Below are 26,060 nucleotides of genomic sequence, written 5' to 3'. Positions count from 1 at the left end.
TTCGTGGAGAGGGGGGCGAGGGTGGCGCGCGCGGGCGCGCCGTCTCGCAGCCATCAGCTTTCGGCTTTCACGCCGGCGTCCTTCACGACCTTGGCCCACTTGGTGGACTCGGACGCGATAAAGGCGCCGAACTGCTGGCTCGAGCCGCCGGAATCTTCGGCGCCGAAGCTCTTGAGCCGCTCGGCCACGTCGGGCATGAGCAGCACGCGGTTGACGTCGTCGTTCATGCGCTGCACCAGCGCTGGGGACATCCCCTTCGGCCCGACCAGGCCGTACCAAGACGCCGCGTCCAGCCCGGGAAAGCCGGACTCGGCCAGCGTCGGCACATTGGGATGGCTGGCCGCGCGCTTGAGCCGGGTCTGGGCGATGGCGATGACCTTGCCCTGCTGGATGAAGGGCGTGGCGGCGGTCATGGTGTCGAACGCGTAGTCGATCTGGCCGCCGATCAGGTCCGCCACGAGCGGGCCGGAGCCTTTGTAGGGCACATGCACCACATCGAGCTTGGCCTGCAGCCGGAACATTTCCAGCGCCAGATGCTGGGCCGAACCGATGCCGGACGAGCCGAACGAGATCTGGCCCGGCTTCTGCCGGCACAGCGCGACGATATCCTTCACCGTGCGCACCTTCTGCTCGGGCCGGCAGGTCAGCATGTTGGGGGTGACGCCGACCATAGAAATCGGCGTGAAGTCGGCGCGCGGGTCGTACTTGACGTCGAGCAGCGCCGGGGCGATGGCATGGCTGTTGACGTGCGCCATCAGCAACGTGGTGCCATCAGGTGGCTGTTTCGCCACATATGCAGCGGCAATGGCCCCGGTGGCGCCGGGTTTGTTCTCCACCAGCACGGTGGTGTTCCACATCATCCCCAGCTTCTGGCCGATGACCCGCGCCAGCACGTCGGTACCGCCGCCCGGGGCGAAGCCCACGACGATGCGCACCGGGCCGGCCACATCGGCCGCCCGCGCCAGGCTGGGCATCAGGCCCGGCACGGCCAGTCCGGCCACGGCTCCAAGTAGGAATTGTCTGCGCTGCATTGCCTGTCTCCATCCTTAATCGTTATGGAGCCATCATCCGCAATGCGCCCGGCGCGGGCTATCGCTATTTGGGGGATTCTGGTTACGCGTTTTGCGCAAGCACCTTGAGCACGCCCAGCGCCGCCGAGGACAGCGCGTCCGCCGGGCGATGGCACAGCACGAACTGCCGCTCCGCCCAGGGGGCGTCGATGGGCAGGCGCACGAAGCGGCTGCCGCCCGCCACCTCGGCCGCGACGGCCTCCGGCATCACGCCGCAGCCCAGGTTCTGCGCCACCAGCGCGGCGATGCTGTCGAAGCCGCCCACGCGCATGCGCATGCGCAGCACCCGGCCGGCTTCCTCGGCCAGCCGTTCCAGTCCGAGCGAGATGGCCGAGCCTTCGCCCAGCACGATCAGGTCGCAGTCGAGCACATCGTCCGAGGTCACCTGGGCGTGCCCGGCCAGCGCATGGTCGCGCGCCACCACCAGCACCAGCCGGTCATGGCGGTAGGGTGCGGTCGGCAGATCGATCATACCCAGGCTGCCTTCGTAGATGCCGATGTCCACGGTGCCGCGCCGCAGGGACTGCTGCACCTCGAGGCTGTTCATTTCCTGGAGGTCGATGCGCACGCCGGGGCAGGCCGAGGCGCAGCGCTGGATATCGAACGGCAGGAACTGGATCACGGCGGACTTCGGCGCGGCAATGCGCACCACGCCAAGGTCGCCGCCGATAAAGGAGGCGGCGTCGTCCTGCATGCGCTGCACGGTGTGGGTGATGCCGCGCGCGTGGGCCAGCAGCGCGCGGCCGGCTTCGGTCAGCGCCATGCCGTGAGGCAGGCGTTCGAACAGGGCCACGCCCAGTTGGGCCTCCAGTTCGAGCACGCGGCGCGAGGCCGCGGCCGGGGCCAGGTGCAGGCGCTCCGCGCCGCGCGTGATGCCGCCGAGTTCGGCCACGGCGATGAAAAGCTGGACCGTCGTGAGATCGAAATGCAGCCGGGGGCTGCGCAAGGGCAGGGGGGACGTCACGATGGGCGGCGTGGGGACTGGCGATGGGGAGCCATCGATTGTCCGCCGATCCGGGGGCGCCGGCCACTGCGGTTTTCCCGTGCCGGGGCGCATGAAAAAAGCCCGCCTCCGGGAGGAGACGGGCTTTGCTGGCGTGGCGCCCGCTGTCGTGGCTTACCAGTGGAAGCCGGCGGAGACCGTCGAGCCATAGTTGCCGCGCGTGTTGGAGGACACGATGGCCTTATAGACCCACTTCCCGCTGCTCGACATCTTGGAGACGCCCAGCGCGATCGCGGATTCCCCGCTGTACCCGGAGGCACCCATCGACGCCATGCCTTTGCCCGGCCGGACCGACTGCGGCAGGCCTGCCATCGCCATGGCCGACGCGGTGCCGGCGTGGGCGTCGCGGCGCACCGCGCCGACCAGCCGGCTGGCGTAGGTATTGGCCTGGATCAACGTCTGGCTGTTGCTCTGGCCCGTGTGGTTGCGCATCTGGCCGAGGTTGACCGCGTCGGTGTCCTCGGTGCCGGCCGCCACGTTCGCGATCTGGCGTTCGGCATCGGCGGCGCCCACCGAGACGGTGTCCGCACGGTCCGCAACCGAGCCGGCGCCCAGTGCCACGCTGTTGTCGCCGAGGGCCCGGGCGTCGGCGCCCAGGGCCACGGCGCCGTCGCCGCTGGCCTCGGCGGCGCTGCCGGCTGCCATGCCGCCGCTATCCGGCCGGACGCTGGCGGCCTCGGCGCTGCCGCCGTACCGGCCCACCGCCTGGAAGTACACGCCAACGCCTCCGGTCTTCGCCAGCCGCTCCGCCAGGCTGTGGATCTGGCTGCCGTTGATGGCATCCGTGCTGCCCGCGCCAATCACACCGTCGGCCACGCCGGTGAGCAGGCGCGCGCCGTCCGTGCCGGCCACGTTCATCACCGTGCCGCCTTGGGTGGCGGCCACGTTGACGTCGCCCGCCGCGCCGTCCTGCCTGACCAGCCCGACTGCGCCCCGGTTGATCCGGTTGGTGACCTGGGCCACCGAGCCTTCGACGTTGGTCACGCGGTTATCGACCGTCGTGACGCGGCCATCGACTGCGGCAACCCGGTTATCGACCGTGGTGACGCGGTCATTGACGGTGCTGACCCGGCCATCGACTGCGGTGACCCGGTCATCGAGCGTGCTGACGCGGCCATCGACTGCGGCAACCCGGTTATCGACCGTGGTGACGCGGTCATTGACGGTGGTGACCCGGCCATCGACCGTGCTGACGCGCCCATCGACGGTGGTGACCCGGTTATCGACCGTGCTGACGCGGCCATCGACCGTGGCGATGTGGCCATCGAGACTGGTAATGGCGTTGCCCACGCTGTTGACGGTGGTGCCGCCGACGGTATAGGTCGGCGCGGAGACGGTGCCATCGGCGCTGACCGAGGCGCCACCGCCCAGACCCGCCGCAATCCCGCGCAATTGGCCCACGTTGGCGGCGTCGGTATCCCCTCGGCCAGCCGCCATGTGGGTGATCGTGCGACGGGTAGTTGCACTGCCGACGGCTACCGTATTGAGATCCGTAGCGGTGGACCCGGCACCGAGCGCGACGGAGTTCATGCCGCTGGCGATGGAGTTCAAGCCAAGCGCGGTGGAGAAGACACCGGCGGCATGGGCTTTGGGGCCCAGGGCTGTGCTCATGAGGGCGGTAGCCTTGGCGTCTACGCCAATCGCTGTGGCGGAGTGGTGGGAGGCCGTGGCGCCATTGCCGAGCGCAACGGCGCTCGTGCCGGAGGCATGGGCCTGGTTGCCAATAGCAATTGCGCCATTGGAGCCGGTCGCCCTGCCGCCATCCAGCGAGCCGGCCCGTGAATCTTCGGCGCTCAGGATGGACGCGCTGATCGCCAGCAATGCCGTGGTGGACTTGATGTTCTTGGTGCTTTTCCGTGACGTTTTCATAATCTTCGCTTCCTACCGTAGTCAAATGAGGCTGAGCAGTCTTCAGACTTTTGCTAGGCGTCCAAGGCTTCCCGCATGTCACCAATAATGGAGGTTGGGGGCTTGGTCCTGAATAGCCAAATCTTTGAAAACGACGGTACGGACGACCGGGCGAAGTCGGGCAGCGCCGTCGGCTTTGCCGACGCTTGATCTGAGTCAAGGTGATTCGAGGGCTCGGTCGTTACGATGGCATCCGTCATGGAGATGCGGGGGCGCTCTTCATGACTTGTCTACCCGTTTCCGGAAATGGAAACTTGGCCCGCGATGCTTCTCCGGCTTCGCGGGCTTTCTTTTTTGGGCGCCGCCCCGGCAGTACGGGTGTGGAATGTGCATATTGCTGCCCGTTCTTATGCGGATTTCGTGCTTGGATCGGCGAAACCATTCGTTCCGTTCAGAAGACCCCGTCGGTAGTCTCTAACCCTGACAGAAGCCCGGAAGCCATCCGGGCCGGTTTCCACGCCATTCACGACACTAGACGGGAGCAAGACAAGATGATTCGCAAGCTGGCCATCGGCCTCGCCGTACTTTCCGCGCTCGGCGCCGCCCAGACCGCCTCGGCCACCAATCTGCTGAACGTATCGTATGACCCCACGCGCGAGCTGTACGTGGATGTGAACGCGGCCTTCGCCAAGGCCTGGAAGGCGCAGGGTGGCGATGCCGTGACGATTCGCCAGTCGCACGGCGGTTCGGGCAAGCAGGCCCGCTCCGTGATCGACGGGCTGGACGCCGACGTGGTCACGCTGGCGCTCGGCTACGACATCGACGCCATCGCCGAAAAGGGCTGGATCAAGCCGGACTGGCAGAAGCGCCTCCCCCACAACGCCTCGCCGTACACCTCGACCATCGTGTTCCTGGTCCGCAAGGGCAATCCCAAGCAGATCAAGGACTGGGGCGATCTGATCAAGCCGGGCGTGCAGGTGATCACCCCGAACCCGAAGACCTCGGGCGGCGCGCGCTGGAACTACCTGGCCGCGTGGGGCTATGCGCTGCGCCAGCCGGGCGGCAATGACGCCAAGGCCCGCGATTTCGTCTCGGCGCTGCTCAAGAACGTGCCGGTGCTCGATTCCGGCGCGCGCGGTGCCACCACCACCTTCGTGGAACGCGGCCTGGGCGACGTGCTGATCGCCTGGGAGAACGAGGCCATCCTGGCCATCAAGGAACTGGGTCCGGACAAGTTCGATATCGTCGCCCCGTCGGTCTCGATCCTGGCCGAGCCGCCCGTGGCGGTGGTGGACAAGGTGGTGGACAAGAAGGGCACCCGCAAGGCGGCCGAAGCCTACCTCCAGTTCCTCTACACCGACGAGGGCCAGGAAATCGCCGCGAAGAACTACTACCGGCCGATTTCCGAGAAGGTGGCGGCCAAGTACGCGGCCAACTTCCCGAAGGTGAAGCTGTTCACGATCGACGAGGTATTTGGCGGCTGGCAGAAGGCCCAGAAGACGCACTTCGCCGATGGCGGGTCGTTCGACCAGGTCTACCAGCCGGGCCGGAAGTAAATCCGTCACGGGGTGGCGCCATCGCGTGCGCCGCCCCGGCCCATCCGGAAGACCCATCAGGAAGACCCAACAAGGAGCGCCCGATGTCCGCCAGCCTGTTCCGCATCGCCCGCCGGCGATGTCCCGCCTGACCTGAATCCCCCGCGCCGCGCCTGACGCGCGCCGCATTCCCGGAAGACCACGTGCCCGATGCCGCTGTTCGACAGCCGGCAGGGAGGCCTGTCGCCGGCTGCTATCCGATTCCACTTTCAGACAGATTTAGGACAACTCGCATGACATCGCCCATCGCTCGCTCCCTTTTCAAACGCCGCCGCCTGCTGACGGGCGCGCTGGTACTCGCCACCGGCCTGGCCTACGGGCTGCTGGCCGCCCCGGTACAGGCCCAGTCGCAGACTGTGAACCCGAAGCTGCTGCGCATCGGCTACCAGAAGTACGGCACGCTGACGCTGCTCAAGGCGCGCGGCACGCTTGAGAAACGTCTTGCGCCGCAGGGCATTACGGTCAAGTGGACCGAGTTCCCGGCTGGCCCGCAGCTGCTGGAGGGGCTCAACGTGGGCGCCGTCGATTTCGGCACCGTGGGCGAAGCCCCGCCGATCTTTGCCCAGGCCGCCGGCGCGCAACTGGCCTACATCGGCAATGAGCCGCCCGCGCCGACCGCCGAGGCCATCGTGGTGCCGAAGGGCTCCGCGCTGAAGTCCGTGGCGGACCTGCGCGGCAAGCGCGTGGCGCTGAACAAGGGCTCGAACGTGCACTACCTGCTGGTGAAGCAGTTGGAGGCGGCCGGCGTGGCCTACAGCGAGATCCAGCCGGTCTACCTGCCGCCCGCCGATGCCCGGGCTGCCTTCGAGCGCGGCGCCGTGGACGCCTGGGTGATCTGGGACCCGTTCCTGGCCGCCGCCGAGAAGCAGCTGGGCGCGCGCGTGCTGATCGACGGACGCAGCGCGGATGGCAAGAACGTGGTCAGCAATCACCAGTTCTACCTGGCCTCGCGCCCCTACGCGCAGGCCAAGCCGGACGTGGTGAGCACCATCCTCGACGAACTCGCGCAACTGGGCCAGTGGGCCGAGAAGCATCCGAAGGACGCCAGCGCGGTGCTGGTGAAGGAAACCGGCCTCGACGCCACCGTGCTAGACCTCGCCGTTTCCCGATTTTCCTATGGCGCGAAGCCGGTCACGCCCGCTGTGCTGGCCGAGCAGCAGCGCATTGCCGATGCCTTCCACACGCTCAAGCTGATTCCCAAGCCGATCCAGGTGGCCGATGCCGCCTGGACGCCGCCGGCCGGCAAGGCGTCGACCCAGCAGGCACAACGCTGATCCCTGGTCCCCCTATCTAGATAAATCACGAGGCCCGACATGCAACTGTTCTGGTTCATCCCCACCCATGGCGACAGCCGCTACCTGGGCACGTCCGAAGGCGCGCGCGAGGTCAGCTTCGACTATCTGAAGCAGATTGCCGTCGCCGCCGATACGCTCGGTTACGAAGGCGTGCTGATTCCCACCGGCCGCTCGTGCGAAGACCCGTGGGTGGCGGCGTCGGCGTTGTCCGCCGTGACGCGCCAGCTCAAGTTCCTGGTGGCCGTGCGGCCTGGCCTGATGACGCCGACGCTGGCCGCGCGCATGGCGGCCACGTTCGACCGACTCTCCGGCGGGCGGCTGCTCGTGAATCTGGTCACCGGCGGTGATGTGGCGGAGCTGGAAGGCGATGGTGTGTTCCTCGACCATGCGGCGCGCTACGAGGCCTCGGCGGAGTTCATCCGCATCTGGCGCGACGTGCTGGCCGCCAGCCATGACAGCGGGCAGATCGACTTCAGCGGCAAGCATCTGACCGTGAAGGGCGCCCGGGTGCTGTACCCGCCGGTGCAGCGCCCGCATCCGCCGGTGTACTTCGGCGGGTCGTCCGAGGCCGCGCACGAACTGGCGGGCGAGCAGGTCGATACCTACCTGACCTGGGGTGAGCCGCCGGCAGACGTGGCGAAGAAGCTGGCCGATGTGCGCGCCCGCGCGGCGAAGCATGGCCGCACGGTCAAGTTCGGCATCCGCCTGCATGTGATCGTGCGCGAGACCGACGATGCCGCCTGGGCCGCCGCCGAGGACCTGATCAGCCGGCTCGACGATGAGACCGTGGCGCGCGCGCAGGCCGTCTTCGCCAAGATGGATTCGGAAGGGCAGCGCCGCATGGCCGCGCTCCACGCGGGCGGGGCCAAGCGCACCCGCGAGGCGCTTGAGATCAGTCCTAACCTGTGGGCCGGCGTGGGGCTGGTGCGCGGCGGTGCCGGCACGGCGCTGGTCGGCGATCCGCAGACCGTGGCGGCGCGTATCGAGGAATACGCGGCGCTGGGCATCGACACCTTCGTGCTGTCCGGCTACCCGCACCTCGAAGAAGCGTACCGCTTCGCCGAGCTGGTTTTCCCGCTGCTGCCGCGCACCGTGCGGGAGAAGCTGCCGGGACAGGTGCTGTCCGGGCCGTTCGGCGAAGTGATGGCCACCGGCATCGTGCCGCGTGCGTCGCAGAGCTAGCGCGGGGGAGGGTCTCAAGATGTCTCAATCGAAACGCATTTCCGTGCCGACCCTCAACGCGCAGGCCATCGCCCCGTGGATCGTGCCGGTGCTGCTGATTGGCGTGTGGCAGGCGTCCTCGCAACTGGGGTGGCTGTCCAACCGCGTGCTGCCGGCGCCGCTGGCCGTGGTGGAGGCCGCGTGGTCGCTGGCCGCCTCCGGTGAGCTGTGGCGCCATGTCTGGGTCAGCACCTGGCGCGCGGTGGTAGGGCTGGCGGTGGGTGGCGGGCTGGGCCTCGTGCTCGGGCTGCTGACCGGCACCTTCCGCACCGCCGCCACGCTGCTCGACAGCACGCTCCAGATGGTGCGCAACATCCCCACGCTGGCGCTGATTCCGCTGGTGATCCTCTGGTTTGGCATCGACGAGACCGCCAAGCTGTTCCTGGTGGCGCTGGGTGTGTTCTTCCCGGTCTACCTGAATACCTACCACGGCATTCGCGCGGTGGACCCGGGGCTGGTGGAGATGGCGCGCAGCTACGGCTTGTCCGGCTGGCGGCTGTACCGCGAGGTGATCCTGCCCGGCGCGCTGCCGAACATCCTGGTGGGCGTGCGGTTCTCGCTCGGCCTGATGTGGGTGATTCTGATCGTTGCCGAGACGATCTCTGCGCAGTCAGGTATCGGCTATATGACGATGAACGCGCGCGAGTTCCTGCAGACCGATGTGGTGCTGGTGGGCATCCTGCTCTACGCGCTGCTTGGCAAGCTGGCGGACGTGCTGTCGCGCGCGCTGGAGCGCTTCTGGCTGCGCTGGCATCCGGGCTACCAGTCCGCCTGAACGCGGCATGACAACGAACAAGGAGTCGACGATGCATACCCATCCGGTGGAACAAGCGGCGCTGGCCTACCTCGACGCAGGGCTGGCCGCCCGCGCCCCGACGCGGCCGGTGACGCGCGATACCCGACCTTCAGGGGGGGTGTCCCTGCGCGTGGAGCAGGTGGTCAAGCGCTACAACGGCCGGGAGGTGCTGCACGGCATCGACCTGCAGGCGCAGCCGGGCGAGTTCGTGGCCATCGTCGGACGTAGCGGCTGCGGCAAGAGCACGCTGCTGCGGTTGGTGGCGGGGCTGGAGGCGGCCGATGGCGGCGCCGTCACCATCGACACCAGCGAAGCCAAGGCAGGCAAGGCGGTGCGCGAGGACATCCGCGTGATGTTCCAGGACGCGCGCCTGCTGCCGTGGAAGCGCGTGCTGGACAACGTGGCGCTGGGCCTGCCGCGCACGCGCCGCGACGACGCGGCCAACGTGCTGGCCCAGGTGGGGCTGGCCGAGCGTGCCGGCGAATGGCCCGCGCGGCTCTCCGGCGGCCAGCGGCAGCGCGTGGCACTGGCGCGGGCGCTGGTCCACCATCCGCGCCTGCTGTTGCTCGATGAGCCGCTCGGCGCGCTGGACGCGCTGACGCGCATCGAGATGCAGGGGCTGATCGAATCGCTGTGGCGCCGGCTCGGCTTCACGGCACTGCTGGTTACGCACGATGTGTCCGAGGCGATTGCGCTGGCCGACCGCGTGGTGCTGATCGAGGACGGCCGCATCGCGCTGGACCAGCGCGTGGACCTGCCCCGGCCCCGCCAACGCGGCGCGGCGGCGTTTGCGGAACTGGAGGCGGCGGTGCTCGACCGCGTGATGCGGAAGGCAGAGCCGGCCGCGGACACGCCCGCCGACCCACAAACCTCGCAGAATCTTCATGCCCCGTTGGCGGAGGAGCTTCTATCATGATCCATCAGGCCATCCACACACCGGCGTTGCCGGCGGAGCTGCCATGACCCTTTCGACGCAAGCCCTGTCTTCGTCGGCCAGCCCGCTGGCCACCTATCTCGACACCCTGCCGCGTGAGCCGGTGCCGGGGCGCGAGCTGTGGCGCGATGCGCGCGGGCAGGTGCAGGGCCAGTACTTCAACTGCTCGCTGACCAGCGCGTTCGAGCCGCTGGTGACGCTGGCGGCGCGCGAGGTGGTGGCCCATGAGGGCTCCATCCGCACCTATGCCGAGGACGGCGTGGGGCTGGCGGCGTGGAAGCTGTTCGCGATGGCGGCGGACGACGCCTCGCTGGTCTCGCTGGACCGCCTGTCGCGGCTGGTGCACGCCATCAACTACTTCGCGGCCGATGGTTCCCATCAGCTTGTCTTGAATGTTCACAATCGGCTGCTGGCCGCCGTGGCGGACGACCACGGCGCGGCGTTCCGGCGCGCGCTGGAGTCCTTGGGGCTGCCGATCGACCGTTTCGTGATCCAGGTGCCGGCTAGCGCCAATGACGACCTGCCGCTGCTGCTGCACGTGGTGGGCAACTACCGGCGCAACGGCTTCAAGGTGAGCCTGCAGGCATCGGACCCGGCCGAGGCCGGTGCGCTGATGGCGCACGCGCTGCCGGACTGGCTCAAGCTCGACATGCGCCGCACCTGGACCGACCGCCAGCTATCCGGCCTCCGTGCGAGCGCCGATACCGCCGGCGTGACGCTGATCGGCCGCCGGCTGCAGGACGACGTGGCCGTGGCGCGGCTGCAGGACGCGGGCATCGCGCTGGGGCAGGGCGTGGCTGTGGCCGGGGAGCCGGTGTCGGCACGTCACTTGCATGCAACGGAACATTCATCGACTGCCGCGCCAAGGGAGCCCGCATGACTGCATCGATCGCTTCGTTGTCTGCGTTGTTGCCGGATAGCAAGGCCGCGCCGCGCCTGGCGGTGCCGCGCGGCTTGCAGATCCTGACCGTGCCCGGGCTCCACGGCAGCGGGCCGGCCCACTGGCAGAGCCGTTGGGAAGCGAAGTTTCCGGACTGGCAGCGCATCGATCAGCATGATTGGGGGCGCCCCAGCCTGCCGCTCTGGGCGGAACGGGTCTCGGAAGGCATCTCGCGCGCCCAGCGCGTGGCGCCGCGCGGGGCGGTACTCGTCGCGCACAGTTTCGGGTGCCTGGCCACGCTGCGCCAGGCGGTGCTGGACCCGGCCGGCGTGGCGGGCGTGCTGCTGGTGGCCCCGGCCGACCCGGACAAATTCGGCGTGGCCTCGCTGCTACCGACCTCCCGGCTGCCGTTTCCGACGATTCTCGTCGCCAGCCGCAACGATCCATGGATGCACCAGCGCACCGCCTTCTGCTGGGGCACGCTGTGGGGCAGCGAGCTAGTCGATGCCGGTCATCTCGGTCATATCAATGCCGATTCGGGGTTGGACGAGTGGCCAGAAGGGCAGGCCTTACTCGCCACTTTGCTGCAAAGAATTGAGTCAGATGGACGAATTTCGGCTTCAGGTGACGGGTCAGACACCTGGGAGGCCTCCGCCGAGGTCAGTCCGACCTTCCCTTATATTTAAAACGATTAAAGAAATTCGTAAAGATTCGTTCTGTTTATAAGGGCGTATCTGCAAAATTTGTCTCGTACACCGGCGCCTTATGCGCCGGCTTCATAAGACGAGACGACATGCCCCCATCGATCACCCTGGCGGCCCCCGCGCCCACCGACGCGCCGCGTCGGCCGGCCCGCTCCGGCACGCAACGGTTTACCGTGCTGCCCGGCTTCGGCCTGTCCCTGGGTTTCACCATCTTCTATCTGACGCTGATCGTCCTGATCCCGCTGTCGGCCACGTTCCTGAAGACGTTCACGATGACGTGGGACGCGTTCTGGACCACGGTGACCGCGCCGCGCGTGGTGGCGTCCTATCAGTTGAGCTTTGGCGCCTCGCTGGTGGCGGCCATCATCAATACCGTGTTCGGACTGGTGGTGGCGTGGGTGCTGGTGCGCTACCGCTTTCCGGGCAAGCGCCTGATCGACGCGCTGGTGGACCTGCCGTTCGCACTGCCCACCGCCGTGGCCGGTATCGCGCTGACGGCGCTGTTCGCGGGCAATGGCTGGATCGGCAAGTATCTGGAGCCCCTCGGCATCAAGGTGGCGTTTACGCCACTTGGTGTGGTGGTGGCGCTGACCTTCATCGGCCTGCCGTTCGTCGTGCGCACGGTGCAGCCGGTGCTGGAAGACGTGGAGCGTGAGCTTGAGGAAGCCGCTGCCAGCCTGGGCGCCTCCCGGCTCCAGACCTTCTGGCGCGTGATCCTGCCGGCCATCCTGCCGGCGCTGCTGACCGGCTTCGCGCTGTCGTTCGCCCGGGCCACGGGCGAGTACGGCTCGGTGGTGTTCATCTCCGGCAACATGCCGATGGTGTCCGAGATTGCCCCGCTGATGATTTATTCGAAGCTGGAGCAGTACGACTACGCCGGCGCCACCGCCGTGGCGGTGGTGATGCTGGTGATCTCGTTCGGGCTGCTGCTGTTAATCAACCTGTTGCAGGCGTGGACGCGCCGTTCCCAGTCGGGCCGCCGCGCTGCTGCGCTGCCTGACGGCAATCCGGAGGCGAACTGACATGGCCGGCGCAATTTCCCGACTCGGCGCCAACGCCGGCGCCCCGCACCGCCACGACGCCACCGGCGAAGCCCCGTGGGTGCGCTACACCCTGATCACAGTGGCGGTGCTGTTCCTCGGCCTGTTCCTGTTCATCCCGCTGGCTTCGGTGTTCTACGAAGCGCTGAAGAAGGGCGTCGATACCTACTTCGCCGCGCTCGTGGAGCCGGACGCCGTTTCGGCGATCCAGCTCACGCTGCTGGTGGCCGTCATCGCCGTGCCGCTGAACGTGGTGTTCGGCGTGGCCGCCGCGTGGGCCATCGCCAAGTTCGAATTCCGGGGCAAGCAGCTGCTGACCACGCTGATCGACCTGCCGTTCTCGGTCTCGCCGGTTATCTCGGGCTTGATCTACGTGCTGATGTTCGGCGCGCAGGGCTGGTTCGGCCCGTGGCTGGAGGCGCACGATATCAAGATCATGTTCGCGGTGCCGGGCATCGTGCTGGCGACGATCTTCGTCACCTTCCCGTTCGTGGCGCGCGAGCTGATTCCGCTGATGCAGGCCCAGGGCAGCGAGGAAGAGGAGGCCGCCATCGTGCTGGGCGCCTCCGGCTGGCAGACCTTCCGCCATATCACGCTGCCGAACATCCGCTGGGGGCTGCTGTATGGCGTGATCCTGTGCAATGCGCGGGCGATGGGCGAGTTCGGCGCGGTGTCGGTGGTCTCGGGCCATATCCGCGGCCTGACCAACACCATGCCGCTGCACGTGGAAATTCTTTACAACGAGTACAACTTCGCGGCCGCGTTCGCGGTGGCGTCGCTGCTGACGCTGCTGGCGCTGGTCACGCTGGGCATCAAGACGCTGGTGGAACTCCGCGCCAGCAAGGAACATCAGGACGAGGGCGCGAGCCGCCCCGCGCCGACACTGCAAGGGCAGCCATCATGAGCATTCAGGTCAGGAACGTACAGAAGCATTTCGGCGATTTCGTCGCGCTGGACAACGTCTCGCTCGATTTCGACGAAGGCGAGCTGACCGCGCTGCTGGGGCCCTCGGGCTGCGGCAAGACCACGCTGCTGCGCATCATCGCCGGGCTGGAGCGCGCCGATGCGGGCCAGGTGGTGCTGGGCGGGCAGGATGCCTCGGCGCAGCATGTGCGCCAGCGCAACGTCGGCTTCGTCTTCCAGCATTACGCGCTGTTCAAGCACATGAGCGTGTTCGAGAACGTGGCCTTCGGCCTGCGCGTGAAGCCGCGCGCCGAGCGGCCTTCGGAAGCGAAGATCCGCGAGAAGGTGAAGTCGCTGCTGGAACTGGTGCAGCTCGACTGGCTGGCCGACCGCTACCCGGCGCAACTCTCGGGCGGGCAGCGCCAGCGGATTGCGCTGGCCCGCGCGCTGGCCGTGGAGCCGCGCGTGCTGCTGCTCGACGAGCCGTTCGGCGCGCTGGATGCCAAGGTGCGCAAGGAACTGCGCCGCTGGCTGCGCCGCCTGCACGATGAACTGCACGTGACCAGCGTCTTCGTCACGCACGACCAGGAAGAGGCGCTGGAAGTGGCCGACCAGGTGGTGCTGATGAACCACGGCCGCGTGGAGCAGTTCGGCACGCCCGAGGCGGTCTACAACCATCCGGCCACGCCGTTCGTGTTCGGCTTTCTCGGCAATGTGAACCTGTTCCATGGCCGGCTGGAGGTGGGCGATACCGGCGGGCTGCTGCACACGGGCGATTCGGTGCTGCCCGTGGTGGGCAGCGGCCACGAGACTGCCGGCGACGCGGTGGCCTACGTCCGCCCGCATGACCTGGACGTGGAGCGCTACGCGCCGGGCACCGATGGCATCGCCGTCACGCTGCGCCGCGCGCTGACGCTGGGCCCGGTGGCCCAGCTCGAACTGGAACGCGAGGACAACCAGGACGTGATCGAGGTGGCGCTGCCGCTCGAACGCTTCCGCCATGCGGGCTTCCGGGAAGGCGAGTTGCTGGCGGTGCGTCCGCGCCAGTTGCGCGTCTTCACGGCCGGCACCCGTAACTGATCGCCCCCTATAAACAGAGCACCCAGGAGCGCCCATGAACTTCCAGCAACTGAGATCGATCCGCGAGGCGGTGCGCCGTCAGTTCAACCTGACGGAAGTGGCCAATGCGCTCTATACGTCACAACCGGGCGTGTCGCGCCAGATCCGCGAACTCGAGGAAGAACTCGGCGTGGAGATCTTCGAACGCTACGGCAAGCGGCTGACCGGGCTGACCGAGCCGGGCCGCGAGATCGTCCGCATCGTCGAACGGCTATTGCTCGAGGCCGAGAACCTGCGCCAGGCCGGCGATGAGTTCGCGGGCCGCCATACCGGCCGCCTGACCGTGGCCACGACCCACACGCAGGCGCGCTATGCGCTGCCGAAGGTGGTGCAGAGCTTCCGCCGCGAATATCCCCATGTGACGCTGGCGCTGCAGGAGGCGTCGCCGTCCCATATCGTCGAATTGCTGCTGACCGGGCAGGCCGACATCGGCATCGCCACGGAGGCCGTGGCCAACGAGGCCGGGCTGACCTCGTTCGAGGCCTATAGCTGGCAGCACGTGCTGGTGGTCTCGCCCGAGCATCCGCTGACGCGGCTGCCCGAGCCGACGCTGGAGGACATCGCCAATTTCCCGATCATCACCTACGACGCCGGTTTCACCGGGCGCCGCAAGATCGACGGGGCGTTTGCCGATGCCGGTCTCCAGCCGGAAATCGTGCTGACGGCAATGGATGCCGACGTGATCAAGACCTATGCCGAGCTGGACCTGGGCGTGGGGATCATCGCCTCGATGGCCTACGACGCCCGCAAGGACGCCGGCTTGGTGCGGATCTCCGCCGACCATCTGTTCGAGCCGAACACGACCAGCGTGGCTGTGCGGCGGGGCGCCTACCTGCGCGGCTACGCGCACGCGTTCATCAATATGTTCGCGCCGCATCTGTCGCGCGACACTGTGTCCACGGCGCTGGCCGAGAGCGTCAACCGTCCGGCGCTGGCCGCCTGATCCTGCGCGAACGGCTTTCAAACGGCCGTTCGCGGGGTCGCCAACAACAGATCTCCCCAAAATCCTGCCTCCCGGTCGGCCCGGCGCACACTTCGCGCCGTGTGCCGCCGTTTCGTCGCACGATGCTTCCTTCCTCGCCGCGTCCGGCGTAAAGTGCCCTCACGCAGACCGCCTTTTAAGCAAATTGCGATAACAGGCGGATGCATGCTGCAGTGCATCATCAGAATGCCACGCGGCCATTGCCGTGAATCAACGAGGAGGGAAGACCATGCGGCAAATCCATGTCGCCGGGGACAGGTGCGTCATCCTGGCGGACGTCCGCCTATGAAGCGCTGCCTCTCCACCGCGCTGCCATCGCGGCTGAATATCCTTGGCCGCGACCTGCTGTTCGTGCTTTGCATGAACACGGTGATCGCCGTCAGCCTGAACTACGGCTTCCAGACGGGTGGCACCTTCGCGCACAACTTCCTCTATAGCCAGCTGATTGGCCTGTCGATCTGGGTCTTTATCGACGTGCCGCGCGTGCTGATCTGGTGGAACGACCGCCCGCGCCGCTGGCCGTTCATGTGCCTGGCCGTGGTGGCCGTGCCGCTGGGCGTGGTGCTCGGTAGCTGGGCCACGCGCGCGCTGCTGGGGCTGCCGGTCAAGTCGCAGGCCGAGACCGGCGACATGCTGCGCATGTGCCTGGTGGTGGGCATGCTGGCCTCGGCGAGCATGATCTATTTCTACTGGTCGCGCGAGAAGCTGGCCTACCTGGAACGGCAGGCGGCGCTGGACGCGCTCCAGCGCGAAGAATCCGAGAAGCAGCTCGTGCGCGCCCAGCTGATGGCGCTGCAGGCGCAGATCGAACCCCATTTCCTGTTCAACTCGCTGGCCAACCTCGACGGGCTGATCGCCACCGATCCGCGCGCGGCGCGGCAACTGCTGCAGCGGCTGATCGGCTTCCTGCGCATGTCGCTGCAACACACGCGGGCGGAGCAGTGCACGCTGAAGCAGGAGTTCGAGCTGCTGCGCAGCTATCTCGATATCCAGGGCATGCGCTTTGGCGCGCGGCTCGACTTCCAGATCGACCTGCCGCCGGCGCTGGCCGAGGCCGAGATTCCGCCGATGCTGATCCAGCCGCTGGTGGAGAACGCGGTGACGCACGGCATCGAGCCTTGCATGCGGGGCGGCAAGATCACGCTGTCTGCCCGGGAAGCCGGCGACGGCAGCGTGCAGGTCATCATCGCCGATACCGGCGTGGGCTTCTGCCAGGGCCACAGCAAGGGCTCGGGCATGGGTCTGACCCATGTGCGCGAGCGCCTGGCGCGGATCTTCGGCGCCACAGCCAGCATGCAGATGGAAGAAAACACCCCGCGCGGCGTGGTGGTGCGGGTGACGCTGCCGCTGGTACGGCGGACCGATCCCACGCTCGCCCCCGTGCGCGCTCCCGCGCAAGGCAGTGCGCCGGCCATGGCCGCGCCTGCCGTTTCCAGTTCCTGATTCCTTTCTGCCTCCCCGAGTCCGACCCCATGAGTCCGACCCTGCTGATCGCTGACGACGAACTGCTGCTGGCCCGCGTGCTGGCGTCCGAACTGGCCGGGCTCTGGCCCGAGGCGAATATCGTCGCCGTGGTCCATGACGGCGTGGCGGCGCTCGATGCCGCGCGCGAACATCGGCCCGACGTGGCCTTCCTCGACATCCGCATGCCCGGCATGAGCGGCATGGACGTGGCGCGCGAACTGATCGAGTTCGACGACCCGCCGCTGGTGGTCTTCGTCACCGCCTACGACCAGTTCGCGCTGGAAGCCTTCGAGCGCGCCGCCGTGGACTACGTGCTGAAGCCGGTGCAGCGCGAGCGGCTGGAGGCCACCGTCTGCCGGCTCAAGGCGCGCATGGAGGCCCGGGACAGCAGCCACGAGACCCACGACGTGGGCGCGATGGTCGATGCAGACAAGCTCGCGCAACTGCTGCACCGGCTGGAGTCGCTCGAGAACCAGACCCCGACGCGTTCCGCCGGGCAGTATTTGCGCTTTATCAAGGCGCTGGTGGGGCAGGAGGTCCGCATCATCCCCGTGGACGAAGTGGTCTACCTCGAAGCCACCGACAAGTACGTGAACGTGGTCTCCACCAGCGGCGAGGCGCTGATCCGCACCAGCCTGCGCGAACTGGCGCAGCAGCTGGACCCGGACCGCTTCTGGCAGATCCATCGCGGCACGGTGGTCAATATCGACTGCGTGGCCAGCGCGATCACCCAGTCGCTGGGCCGGCTCTCGCTGCGGCTGCGCGACCGCGAGGAAGTGCTGCCGGTGGCGCGGCAGTACGCGCACCTGTTCAAGCAGATGTAAGGCGGCAGGCCGCCTCAATCCGCCATATTTCCTCTACCATGGCCGCTTCCCGAGTGGCTATTTTCCTGAGGAGACGTCCTGATGCCCCGCGTTTTCGTCTACGGTACGCTGCGTGCCGGCGAGGTCAACGACCTGAACCGCGCGGCTGCGCGCCATGGCATTGCCGCGCCGACGCTGATCGGCACGGGCGTGCTGGCGGGCCGGCTGTATGACTTCGGCACCTATCCGGGGCTTGTGCCTGACGCGGCGGCCGGGCCGGTGACCGGCGATCTCTACGACATCCCCGACGCGCTGCTGCCCGTGCTCGACGAGATCGAGGAGGTCTACCCGGGTCAGGCCACGCTGTTCCTGCGCGAATCCTGCATCGTCGACTGCAACGGCGCGCCCATCGAATGTCTGCTGTATCCGGTGGCCGATGCTGCCGTGGCCGGGCTCGCCCGTATCGACAGCGGCGACTGGGTGGCCTACCGCAAGGCCCGCGACGGCGTGGCGGCCTGATCCAGACTTGTCACGTTTCAAACACCGTCGCGCGGCTCGCGGCGGTGCGGCGTTCGGCGTAGCATGGATCGACGATGACAGCACCGGCTGTCATCGCGCCATCCCCGGAGCCTGCCGCCGATGCCTGCCAGCCATCCCCTGCATATAGATATAGAGCGAGACGGGCCGCAGCCGTATCCCTATCCGGCCTGCCAGTTCCACGTCCAGTCCGGCACCGTACGGCTGGCGGCAACGGCGTGGGGCGATCCCGCCAAGCCAGTGGTGGTGCTGGTGCACGGCTACCCGGACAACAGCCACGTCTGGCACGGCGTGGCCGAGGCGCTGGCCGACCGCTTCCATGTGATTGCGTACGACGTGCGCGGCGCTGGGGCCTCGGACGTGCCGCCGCGCGTGGATGACTACCGGCTGGAACGGCTCGCCGATGATTTCATCGCGGTCATCGACGCCGTGGCGCCAGATCGGCGCGTGCATCTGGTCGGCCACGACTGGGGATCGATCCAGGGCTGGGAATTCGTGACCGACCCGCGCCTCTACGGGCGCATCGCGTCGTTCACCTCGTGCTCGGGGCCGTGCCTCGACCATGCCGCCAGCGCGCTGCGCACATCGGAGCGGCGCACGTGGGCGCAGCGGCGCGCCACGCTGCGGCAGGCGCTGGCCTCGTGGTACATCGTCTTCTTCCATATTCCCAAGCTGCCCGAATGGCACTGGCGCCTCTGGCTCGGGCGCGGCTGGACACACTGGCTGCGCCATACCGAGGGGCTGTTCGCGCCGCCCAATCCCACGCAGACCGCCGATGGCATCCATGGCCTGCGGCTCTATCGCGCCAACTTCCGCGCCCGGCTGCGCGCCCCGCGCGAGCGCCGGGCCCATGCGCCGGTGCAGGTCATCGTGCCGACGCTGGACCGCTACGTGCGTCCCGCACTCACCGAGAACCTCGGCAAATGGGTGGCGGACCTCTGGCGCCGGCAGGTGGAGGCCCACCACTGGTTGCCGCTGGCCCAGCCCCGGCGCATGGCGACGATGGTCAGCGAATTTGTCGACCATCTGGAAGGCGCACCGGCGTCGCCGGACCTCGCAAAAGCCCGAGTGTCGTCCTCGGCTGCCAATATTTCATGATGTGGAAAGCTGTTTTGGTGCGCAAAAATACATGGGTGCGCGGCACAACGGGCATTTCTCATCATGAAAGATTGCGTGCCGCATCGTGAAAATTGTTTTTCAACATACTGATTATTAAGGATTAAAAATCTCTGCCTGACGATGAATGAGCGCTGTTGCGACGCGGGAAGCTTCCCTACACTCTTATATAAGACACATGACCTGAGACGCCAAAATCACGGCGACGCAGGGTGTCACAAGATCCGAAGCCAAGTACCCGAATTTTCGCCAACTACCCATCTGTCATCAGGAGAGTGAACATGACTTCCCGCCAACAACAAATCGACGCCCTGCAAAAAGACTGGGACACCAACCCCCGCTGGAAGGGCATTCAACGTCACTACACCGCCGAAGACGTGGTGCGCCTGCGCGGCTCGGTCCAGATCGAGCACACGCTGGCCCGCCGCGGCGCCGACAAGCTCTGGCACCTGCTGAACACCGAGCCGTTCGTCAACACGCTCGGCGCGCTGACCGGCAACCAGGCCATGCAACAGGTGAAGGCCGGCCTGAAGGCCATCTACCTGTCCGGCTGGCAAGTGGCCGGCGACGCCAACCTGGCCGGCGAGATGTACCCGGACCAGTCGCTGTACCCGGCCAACTCGGTGCCGATGGTGGTCAAGCGCATCAACAACACGTTCCAGCGCGCCGACCAGATCCAGTGGAGCGAAGGCAAGGGTGACACCGACTTCTTCGCCCCGATCGTGGCCGATGCCGAAGCCGGTTTCGGTGGTGTGCTGAATGCGTTCGAACTGATGAAGTCGATGATCGACGCGGGCGCCGCCGGCGTTCACTTCGAAGACCAGCTCGCCTCGGTGAAGAAGTGCGGCCACATGGGTGGCAAGGTGCTCGTGCCGACGCGTGAAGCCGTGGCCAAGCTGACGGCCGCGCGCCTGGCTGCCGACGTCTCGGGCACCCCGACGCTGGTGATCGCCCGGACCGACGCCGAAGCCGCCGACCTGCTGACCTCGGACGTGGACGAGCGCGACCAGCCGTTCCTGACCGGCGAACGCACCGTGGAAGGCTTCTATCGCACCAAGCCGGGCATCGAGCAGTCCATCGCCCGTGCACTGGCCTACGCCGAAGTGGCTGACCTGGTGTGGTGCGAAACCGGCAAGCCGGACCTGGAGTTCGCCAAAAAGTTTGCCGAGGCCGTCCACGCCAAGTTCCCGGGCAAGATGCTGGCCTACAATTGCTCGCCGTCGTTCAACTGGAAGAAGAACCTCGACGACGCCACGATCGCCAAGTTCCAGAAGGAACTGGGCGCGATGGGCTACAAGTTCCAGTTCATCACGCTGGCTGGCTTCCACTCGCTGAACTACTCGATGTTCAACCTGGCCCACGGCTACGCCCGCAACCAGATGAGCGCGTTCGTGGAACTGCAGGAGAACGAGTTCGCCGCGGCCGAGAAGGGCTTCACCGCCGTCAAGCACCAGCGCGAAGTGGGCACCGGTTACTTCGACGCCGTGACGCAGGCCATCGAAGGCGGCCAGTCGTCGACGACCGCGCTGAAGGGCTCGACCGAAGACGAGCAGTTCTTCGACAAGAAGGTGGCCTGATACCTGGCTAGTCGTCGATAAGGCGACAAAACGCCGCGCCGTCCGGTAGGGGACGGCGCGGCGTTTTTCATTCCGGGGACGGCAGCCGGACTAGGGCTGCTGCGCCGGGATGCTGAATTCCTCGATCTCCAGCAGCGGCTGGAGGATGTGGCCCCATTCCTTGTCGACGTAACCACGCAGCTTGCCATCGGTTAGATAGTTGGCCACGGCGCCGAGCGCCAGCGAGTTGTCGAGGTACAGCGCGCAGTTGGATACGACGCCGGTCTGCACGTCGACACTGTCCATCAGCCCATAGGTCGGGTGGTCCAGTGCGGGGAAGTTGGTGATCAGCTTGCGCATGGCGTCCATCACGGCTTCGGGCTCGTATTCGATCAGCGACAACACGGAATAGGGCGATACCACCGGGCCGGCACGGGTGGATTCACGCTGCCCCACCGGGCGGTAGCCGCCCGCCACGGACAGCGGCGGCGCGCCGTACTCGGTGTACCCGCCCGTGGCCGGAATGGTGGCGGGCGAGAAGCCCCAGTAGCCGAACTGGTCGAGCCCGTACTGGATCTGCGCCTTGGCCATGTTCGGATGCGAACGTGCCCAGCTGTTGGTACCCCATTTCTGCTCGTTGATCATGATTGGCACGGCAAATGTCTCGAATACGGAGCCGCCCCAGGTCGGGATGAAGGACTGCCCCCCGAAGCTGCGCGAGGCCTCGTAGACGCGCACGCCTTCATAGGTGCGGTACTTCGACTGGTCGATGCTGCGCTCGGCCCATTCCGGCACGCGGTCGAGGTGGAAGTACTGGCTGCGCGGCACATTGCCCAGCGCGATGGCCGCATAGCTGATCAGCCGCGTCTCGCTCATCAGGTCATAGGTACTCCCCGAGTTCTGCTGCGTGGCCGGGTTGTAGTTGATGTAGAACTGCTGCTTCTGCGGGTCCAGCATGGTGTCGAAGCGCATCTGGGCGAGGATGGCGCCGGCCTGCGCGGCGAGTTCCGGGAAGGCCTGCTTGGCCATGGCCAGGCCGGTGGCCACCCAGGCGTTCTCGATGACACCCACGTCGCCGTCCGGCACGCCCGTGGTGCTGTTGAGCGAACCGAGGAACAATCCGCCCGGTGCACCCTTGTCCTTCGCCTGCTGCTGCAGCACGGCGATGGCGGGCAGCATGCGCGCCATGCGCTGGCTGGCGTCTTCCGGCGTGATCAGGCCCAGGTCCCGCGCAGCCACTACGTTCGAGATATACGAGGCAAGCTCGCCGATGAACATCCAGTTGACCGCGTTCATCTTGTTCTCGGCGTTGACGCAGGCCTTGTTCGACGGGAACGCTGGCTTGGTCTCCATCGCCTCGATGGACTTCCACAGCGACTTCGCATAGATGCGCGCTTCGGCCTTCAGGGCCGCCTGCGGGTCGGGCTGGACGGGGACATCGGGCGCTACGTCGGAAGGGGGGACCTCGGTGGGTGTCGGGGCAGGGATGGGGGCGGGGGTCGGCTGGGGCGTCGGCTGGGGCGTCGGGGTGGGCGCCGGCTCGGTGCCGGTATCAACCCGCGCCTGCGTGCCCGGCTGGGCCGGCGGGGCGACCGGCTCGTCGCTCCCGCCGCCTCCGCAGGCAACCAACAAGGCGCTGAGGCCGATGCAGATGGCTCGGTGAGCCAGCGGATGTGCGGATGAATCGAGTGCCATGATGTGCTCCGTGCGGGGAATGTTCTGATGAACCATTCTCGTCCGCGAGAGCGATCAAGATAATCGTAGTTCGTCCATTTTTAGCCCTGCTGCGCAGGCTCCGCCGGGATGCTGAATTCCTCGATCTCCAGCAGCGGCTGCAGCATGTGGCCCCATTCCTTGTCCACATAGCCGCGCAGCTTGCCATCGGTCAGGTAGTTGGTCACGGCGCCCAGCGCCCAACCGACGTTGCCGGCGAGCAGGCACTTGGAAACGGTGCCGTTTTCCACGTCGACACTGTCCATCAGGCCGTATTGCGGGTGGTTCAGCGTGGGGAAGTTGTCGAGCAGCTTCTTCATGTTGGCCATCACCGCCTCGGGGTCCTCCTCGATCAACAGCAGGACCGAGTAGAGCGACACCACCGGGCCGGCACGGGTCGCCACGTGTTGCCCGCGCGGGTTGTAGCCGGAGCCGCCCAGCGAAGCCGGCGGCGTGCCGTACTCGGTGTATCCGGCGTTGGCCGGCACGGAAGCGGGCGAAAAGCCCCAGTAGCCAAAGGTGTCGAGGCCGTACTTGATCTGCGTCTTGGCCATGTTCGGATGCGAGCGCCCCCAGCTGTTGGGGCCCCATTTGGATTCGGAAATCACCACGGGCACCGCGAACGATTCGAACACCGAGCCGCCGTTGGTCGGCATGAAATGCCGGCCGTCATAGGAGCGGGTGCCTTCATATACCCGGACGCCCTCGTAGGTGCGGAACTTCGCCGGGTCCTGCGAGCGCTCGGCCCAGGTCGGTACGCGGCCGATGTTGAAATACTGGCTGCGCGGCACGGTTCCGAGGGCGATGCCGACATAGGCCAGCAGCCGTGTCTCGCCGAGCAGGCCGTAGGTCATCCCCGAATATGTCTGCGTCTTGGGATTGAAGGAGATCTCGTATTGCTGTTTTTGCGGATGCACCATGGTCTCGAAGCGCATCTGGCCGAGGATGGCGCCAGCCTGCGCGGCGAGCTCGGGGTACGCCTGTTTGGCCATGGCGAGGCTGACAGCCAGCCAGGCATTCTCGATCGAACCCACATCGCCGGAGGGTACGGCTGTCCGGTTGTCCGTGGTGCCATGGAACAGGCCACCGGGCGCGCCATTCTGCCGGGCTGTTGCTTGCAGCACGGCGAGGGAGTCCAGATGGCGCGCCACGCGCCGCTGGGCTTCGGCGGCGTCCAGCAGGCCAAGATCACGCGCGGCAGTCACGTTCCAGATGAACTGGCCGAGGTTGCCGGTGAACACCCAGCCCACCGGGCTGGCCACGCCTTGCGCGTTCATGCAGGACTTGTTGACCGGCAGCGCGCGGCCAGGGTCCAGCGTTTCGGCGGACTTCCATAGGGCTTCGGCGTATACGCGAGCCTGCGTTTTCAGTACCGAGTCCCGCGTGATCACTTCTGTCTCGGTGGGCGGTCCCGGGTGGGGAACGGGCGGGATCGGCTGCGGCTCGGGCGGGACGGGAACAGGGGCCGGTGGCGTGGGCGCAGGCGCGGGTAGCTCCGGCGTGGGGGGCGTTGGCGCGGGTTCGACGTTGGGCGGCAGCGGGGCCGGGCCCGCCTCGGGTTGGGTCACGGAGATGTCCGTGCCAATCGGTTCCGAATCGTCGCCGCCCCCACCGCAGGCGGCCAGCAGCGCACTGACGCCAAGACAGATTGCTCGGCGGGTCAAGGGGCGGACGTAAAGATCGATTGCCATCATGCTCTTCCCAGTTGGAAATGGATGATGGATTCTCGTCAACGGCGGGGATCAAGAGAATCGTAGTTCGTCCAATTCCTAGGGCCAATCGGCACAATCCTGGCGGCATTGCGATGCGGCGATGACATATGAAGCAACAAGGCCGCGCATGTTGCCGTGCGCGGCCTTGATGTGAACTGACGCGGCGGGATGCCGCTGGTTCAGCGTGTCATCGATAAACGATGACCGGGATGTCGGTGTGAGTCAGGACCTTCTGGGTTTCGCTGCCGAGCAGCAGGCCGGACAGTCCGCGCCGGCCGTGCGAAGCCATGAAGATCACGTCGCAGCCATGGCGTTCGGCCGCGTCGATGATGCCGAGGTAGGGCACCGCGAAGGTGGTCATGTCGGCGTCGAACGGCAGGCCATCGGCCACGGCGGCGGTCTCGATCTCCTTCAGGTAGAGCCGCGCCTGATTCTCGATCCGGTCCCGGAAGGCTTGCGGGGCCTCGACGACAATCTCGCTAAACGGCGTGTAGGGGTATTCCTCCAGACAGACATAGGCGGTGACCCGGGCACCAATCGCCTTGGCCAGCTCCAGGCCGCCATTGATGGCCTTTTTGGAGAGTTCCGACCCGTCGGTGGGCAACAGGATGTGCTTGAACATGCCATACCTCCTTTCACGAATTTAAAGATTTCACGATAAGGCGGGGCAGGCCAGACGGCGCCTGTCTGATTGGATTGTAGTCAGTGTGAAGCAGTCGCCATTGCGGAATATCAATGTTTACAGTGGGTGAAACCACCTATGCCACGGCGGCGGACGCCTCGGCGGCGGCGCTGGTCGGCGCCTGCTCGGCGCGGCGCCAGTAGGCCGGATTGCCGTAGGTGTGCTTCAGATGGTCGATGAACAGCCGCACGCGCAGCGGCAGGTGCTTGCGCTGCGGGAATACCGCGTGGATGCCGATGGGGGGCGCCTGGAAGTCGTCGAGCACGGTGACAAGCCGGCCGCTGGCGATTTCCTGGCCCACCTCCCACCAGGACCGCCACGCCAGCCCATGGCCTTCGAGGCACCACGCGTGCAGCACGGCGCCGTCGGTGCATTCCATATTGCCGCCCACCTTGACCGTGACCGCGCGCCCATCCTGCTGGAACACCCAGCCGCGCTGCACGTTGGCACTGGCGCCGAAAGCCAGGCAATTGTGGCGTGACAGGTCCTCCGGCAGCTTCGGCGTGCCGGCGCGGGCCAGATAGCCGGGGGAGGCCACCACCACGCGGCGGTTTTCCGCCAGGCGGATCGAGACGAGGCTGGAATCGGGCAGGTCACCGAGGCGGATGGCGCAGTCAAAGCCTTCGTTGACGAGATCGACCACCCGATCGGAGAGGTCGAGCGTAAGCGTCACGTCCGGGTGCGATTCGATGAACAGCGGCACCACCGGCGCCACATGCTTGCGGCCGAAGCCAGCCGGGGCGGTCACCCGCAGGTGGCCGCTGGCCTTGACGCCGCCGGCCGAGACGCTGGCCTCGGCGTTGTGCAGGTCGTTCAGGATGCGCTGGCAGTCCTCGAGGAAGGCGGAGCCTTCGAACGTCAGCGTGATCTTGCGTGTGGTGCGCACCAGCAGCTTCACGCCGAGCCGTTCTTCCAGCGCATCGATGCGACGCCCGATGATCGCCGGCGCCACGCCTTCGGCGGCGGCGGCAGCCGAGAGGCTGCCACGTGACGCGACCGATACAAAAGTCTCCAATTGCTTGAAATGATCCACGAAAGCTCGCCGGTTAATACACAGTCTTGTGCGGATCGGCCAAGATTAGTTGCC

Annotated in this window: 23 protein-coding genes; 16 read left to right on the top strand and 7 right to left on the bottom strand. The window is 66.9% G+C overall.

The features are described from left to right. Nucleotides 1–53 precede the first annotated feature (53 nt). The 3 genes from BM115_RS00280 to BM115_RS00270 form a co-directional block, all read right to left on the bottom strand. Nucleotides 54–1,031, bottom strand: a complete 978-nt coding sequence (locus BM115_RS00280; protein ID WP_092289410.1) for a Bug family tripartite tricarboxylate transporter substrate binding protein — start codon at nt 1,029–1,031, stop codon at nt 54–56. Between the two features lie 82 nt (nt 1,032–1,113). Then, a complete protein-coding gene (locus BM115_RS00275) occupies nt 1,114–2,034 on the bottom strand; it encodes a LysR family transcriptional regulator (protein WP_092289408.1) in 921 nt (306 codons plus the stop codon). 153 nt (nt 2,035–2,187) lie between these two features. Further along, entirely contained in the window at nt 2,188–3,942 is a 1,755-nt protein-coding gene (locus BM115_RS00270) for a YadA family autotransporter adhesin (protein WP_092289406.1), read from the bottom strand. Nucleotides 3,943–4,472: 530 nt separating this feature from the next. Between BM115_RS00270 and BM115_RS00265 the strand changes: the two genes are divergently transcribed. The 16 genes from BM115_RS00265 to aceA all read left to right on the top strand — a co-directional run bounded on the left by BM115_RS00265 (nt 4,473) and on the right by aceA (nt 20,887). Beyond that, entirely contained in the window at nt 4,473–5,477 is a 1,005-nt protein-coding gene (locus tag BM115_RS00265; RefSeq protein WP_092289404.1) for a sulfate ABC transporter substrate-binding protein, read from the top strand. A 272-nt stretch (nt 5,478–5,749) separates the two neighbouring features. Then, complete coding sequence (locus BM115_RS00260) at nt 5,750–6,790, top strand: sulfonate ABC transporter substrate-binding protein (RefSeq protein WP_092289402.1); 1,041 nt, start codon at nt 5,750–5,752, stop codon at nt 6,788–6,790. Nucleotides 6,791–6,829: 39 nt separating this feature from the next. Continuing rightward, nucleotides 6,830–7,993, top strand: coding sequence for an FMNH2-dependent alkanesulfonate monooxygenase (gene ssuD / locus BM115_RS00255; RefSeq protein ID WP_092289401.1), 1,164 nt, complete (start codon nt 6,830–6,832; stop codon nt 7,991–7,993). A 19-nt stretch (nt 7,994–8,012) separates the two neighbouring features. Next, complete coding sequence (ssuC, locus tag BM115_RS00250) at nt 8,013–8,807, top strand: aliphatic sulfonate ABC transporter permease SsuC (protein ID WP_092289399.1); 795 nt, start codon at nt 8,013–8,015, stop codon at nt 8,805–8,807. 31 nt (nt 8,808–8,838) lie between these two features. Further along, nucleotides 8,839–9,744: an ATP-binding cassette domain-containing protein gene (locus BM115_RS00245; protein ID WP_092289398.1), complete on the top strand. Its 906-nt coding sequence runs from the start codon at nt 8,839–8,841 to the stop codon at nt 9,742–9,744. Nucleotides 9,745–9,787: 43 nt separating this feature from the next. Beyond that, nucleotides 9,788–10,642 carry an EAL domain-containing protein gene (locus tag BM115_RS00240; RefSeq protein ID WP_092289396.1) on the top strand — a complete coding sequence of 285 codons (855 nt, stop codon included), beginning with the start codon at nt 9,788–9,790 and terminating at the stop codon, nt 10,640–10,642. After that, entirely contained in the window at nt 10,639–11,328 is a 690-nt protein-coding gene (locus tag BM115_RS00235; RefSeq protein WP_092289394.1) for an RBBP9/YdeN family alpha/beta hydrolase, read from the top strand. Before BM115_RS00240 ends, BM115_RS00235 begins: the two co-directional genes overlap by 4 nt. Nucleotides 11,329–11,435: 107 nt before the next feature. Continuing rightward, nucleotides 11,436–12,368, top strand: coding sequence for a sulfate ABC transporter permease subunit CysT (gene cysT / locus BM115_RS00230; protein WP_092289392.1), 933 nt, complete (start codon nt 11,436–11,438; stop codon nt 12,366–12,368). A 1-nt stretch (nt 12,369) separates the two neighbouring features. Continuing rightward, nucleotides 12,370–13,290 (top strand): sulfate ABC transporter permease subunit CysW, encoded by a 921-nt coding sequence (cysW, locus tag BM115_RS00225; protein ID WP_092289390.1) that lies wholly within the window; start codon nt 12,370–12,372, stop codon nt 13,288–13,290. Beyond that, nucleotides 13,287–14,369, top strand: a complete 1,083-nt coding sequence (locus BM115_RS00220) for a sulfate/molybdate ABC transporter ATP-binding protein (RefSeq protein WP_092289389.1) — start codon at nt 13,287–13,289, stop codon at nt 14,367–14,369. Before cysW ends, BM115_RS00220 begins: the two co-directional genes overlap by 4 nt. Nucleotides 14,370–14,403: 34 nt before the next feature. Next, the gene (locus BM115_RS00215) at nt 14,404–15,351 is read left to right on the top strand and encodes a CysB family HTH-type transcriptional regulator (RefSeq protein ID WP_092289387.1); all 948 of its coding nucleotides are present in this window, start codon (nt 14,404–14,406) and stop codon (nt 15,349–15,351) included. A gap of 324 nt (nt 15,352–15,675) precedes the next feature. Next, a complete protein-coding gene (locus BM115_RS00210) occupies nt 15,676–16,833 on the top strand; it encodes a sensor histidine kinase (protein WP_092289385.1) in 1,158 nt (385 codons plus the stop codon). 29 nt (nt 16,834–16,862) lie between these two features. Beyond that, nucleotides 16,863–17,678: a LytR/AlgR family response regulator transcription factor gene (locus BM115_RS00205; RefSeq protein WP_092289383.1), complete on the top strand. Its 816-nt coding sequence runs from the start codon at nt 16,863–16,865 to the stop codon at nt 17,676–17,678. Nucleotides 17,679–17,759: 81 nt separating this feature from the next. Beyond that, nucleotides 17,760–18,176, top strand: a complete 417-nt coding sequence (locus BM115_RS00200) for a gamma-glutamylcyclotransferase family protein (protein ID WP_092289381.1) — start codon at nt 17,760–17,762, stop codon at nt 18,174–18,176. Nucleotides 18,177–18,296: 120 nt separating this feature from the next. Then, on the top strand, nt 18,297–19,292 hold the full coding sequence (locus tag BM115_RS00195; RefSeq protein WP_092289379.1) for an alpha/beta fold hydrolase: 996 nt from the start codon (nt 18,297–18,299) through the stop codon (nt 19,290–19,292). 299 nt (nt 19,293–19,591) lie between these two features. Next, nucleotides 19,592–20,887 carry an isocitrate lyase gene (gene aceA / locus BM115_RS00190; protein WP_092289378.1) on the top strand — a complete coding sequence of 432 codons (1,296 nt, stop codon included), beginning with the start codon at nt 19,592–19,594 and terminating at the stop codon, nt 20,885–20,887. 90 nt (nt 20,888–20,977) lie between these two features. On the opposite strand, the gene BM115_RS00185 is transcribed toward aceA, so the two are convergent. The 4 genes from BM115_RS00185 to BM115_RS00170 form a co-directional block, all read right to left on the bottom strand. Then, nucleotides 20,978–22,561 carry a glucoamylase family protein gene (locus BM115_RS00185; protein ID WP_092289376.1) on the bottom strand — a complete coding sequence of 528 codons (1,584 nt, stop codon included), beginning with the start codon at nt 22,559–22,561 and terminating at the stop codon, nt 20,978–20,980. A gap of 80 nt (nt 22,562–22,641) precedes the next feature. After that, entirely contained in the window at nt 22,642–24,243 is a 1,602-nt protein-coding gene (locus tag BM115_RS00180) for a DUF3131 domain-containing protein (RefSeq protein WP_255370647.1), read from the bottom strand. A 235-nt stretch (nt 24,244–24,478) separates the two neighbouring features. Further along, nucleotides 24,479–24,913 (bottom strand): universal stress protein, encoded by a 435-nt coding sequence (locus BM115_RS00175; protein WP_092289374.1) that lies wholly within the window; start codon nt 24,911–24,913, stop codon nt 24,479–24,481. A 136-nt stretch (nt 24,914–25,049) separates the two neighbouring features. After that, complete coding sequence (locus tag BM115_RS00170) at nt 25,050–26,006, bottom strand: LysR family transcriptional regulator (protein WP_092289372.1); 957 nt, start codon at nt 26,004–26,006, stop codon at nt 25,050–25,052. Nucleotides 26,007–26,060: the final 54 nt, after the last annotated feature.

This window comes from Cupriavidus sp. OV096 (genome assembly GCF_900115455.1).
In the GTDB taxonomy this organism is placed as follows: Bacteria; Pseudomonadota; Gammaproteobacteria; order Burkholderiales; family Burkholderiaceae; genus Cupriavidus.
The sequence above is the reverse complement of the archived record's forward strand: the minus strand, read 5'-3'. Positions and strand labels throughout refer to the sequence as shown.

Coding starts and splice junctions, on each gene's coding strand:
- BM115_RS00175 (WP_092289374.1), bottom strand. CDS start 24,913: ATGTTCAAGCACATCCTGTTGCCCACCGACGGGTCGGAACTCTCCAAA.
- BM115_RS00280 (WP_092289410.1), bottom strand. CDS start 1,031: ATGCAGCGCAGACAATTCCTACTTGGAGCCGTGGCCGGACTGGCCGTG.
- BM115_RS00270 (WP_092289406.1), bottom strand. CDS start 3,942: ATGAAAACGTCACGGAAAAGCACCAAGAACATCAAGTCCACCACGGCA.
- BM115_RS00215 (WP_092289387.1), top strand. CDS start 14,404: ATGAACTTCCAGCAACTGAGATCGATCCGCGAGGCGGTGCGCCGTCAG.
- BM115_RS00245 (WP_092289398.1), top strand. CDS start 8,839: ATGCATACCCATCCGGTGGAACAAGCGGCGCTGGCCTACCTCGACGCA.
- cysT (WP_092289392.1), top strand. CDS start 11,436: ATGCCCCCATCGATCACCCTGGCGGCCCCCGCGCCCACCGACGCGCCG.
- BM115_RS00240 (WP_092289396.1), top strand. CDS start 9,788: ATGACCCTTTCGACGCAAGCCCTGTCTTCGTCGGCCAGCCCGCTGGCC.
- ssuC (WP_092289399.1), top strand. CDS start 8,013: ATGTCTCAATCGAAACGCATTTCCGTGCCGACCCTCAACGCGCAGGCC.
- BM115_RS00200 (WP_092289381.1), top strand. CDS start 17,760: ATGCCCCGCGTTTTCGTCTACGGTACGCTGCGTGCCGGCGAGGTCAAC.
- BM115_RS00260 (WP_092289402.1), top strand. CDS start 5,750: ATGACATCGCCCATCGCTCGCTCCCTTTTCAAACGCCGCCGCCTGCTG.
- BM115_RS00185 (WP_092289376.1), bottom strand. CDS start 22,561: ATGGCACTCGATTCATCCGCACATCCGCTGGCTCACCGAGCCATCTGC.
- cysW (WP_092289390.1), top strand. CDS start 12,370: ATGGCCGGCGCAATTTCCCGACTCGGCGCCAACGCCGGCGCCCCGCAC.
- BM115_RS00195 (WP_092289379.1), top strand. CDS start 18,297: ATGCCTGCCAGCCATCCCCTGCATATAGATATAGAGCGAGACGGGCCG.
- BM115_RS00210 (WP_092289385.1), top strand. CDS start 15,676: ATGAAGCGCTGCCTCTCCACCGCGCTGCCATCGCGGCTGAATATCCTT.
- BM115_RS00205 (WP_092289383.1), top strand. CDS start 16,863: ATGAGTCCGACCCTGCTGATCGCTGACGACGAACTGCTGCTGGCCCGC.
- ssuD (WP_092289401.1), top strand. CDS start 6,830: ATGCAACTGTTCTGGTTCATCCCCACCCATGGCGACAGCCGCTACCTG.
- BM115_RS00265 (WP_092289404.1), top strand. CDS start 4,473: ATGATTCGCAAGCTGGCCATCGGCCTCGCCGTACTTTCCGCGCTCGGC.
- BM115_RS00235 (WP_092289394.1), top strand. CDS start 10,639: ATGACTGCATCGATCGCTTCGTTGTCTGCGTTGTTGCCGGATAGCAAG.
- aceA (WP_092289378.1), top strand. CDS start 19,592: ATGACTTCCCGCCAACAACAAATCGACGCCCTGCAAAAAGACTGGGAC.
- BM115_RS00220 (WP_092289389.1), top strand. CDS start 13,287: ATGAGCATTCAGGTCAGGAACGTACAGAAGCATTTCGGCGATTTCGTC.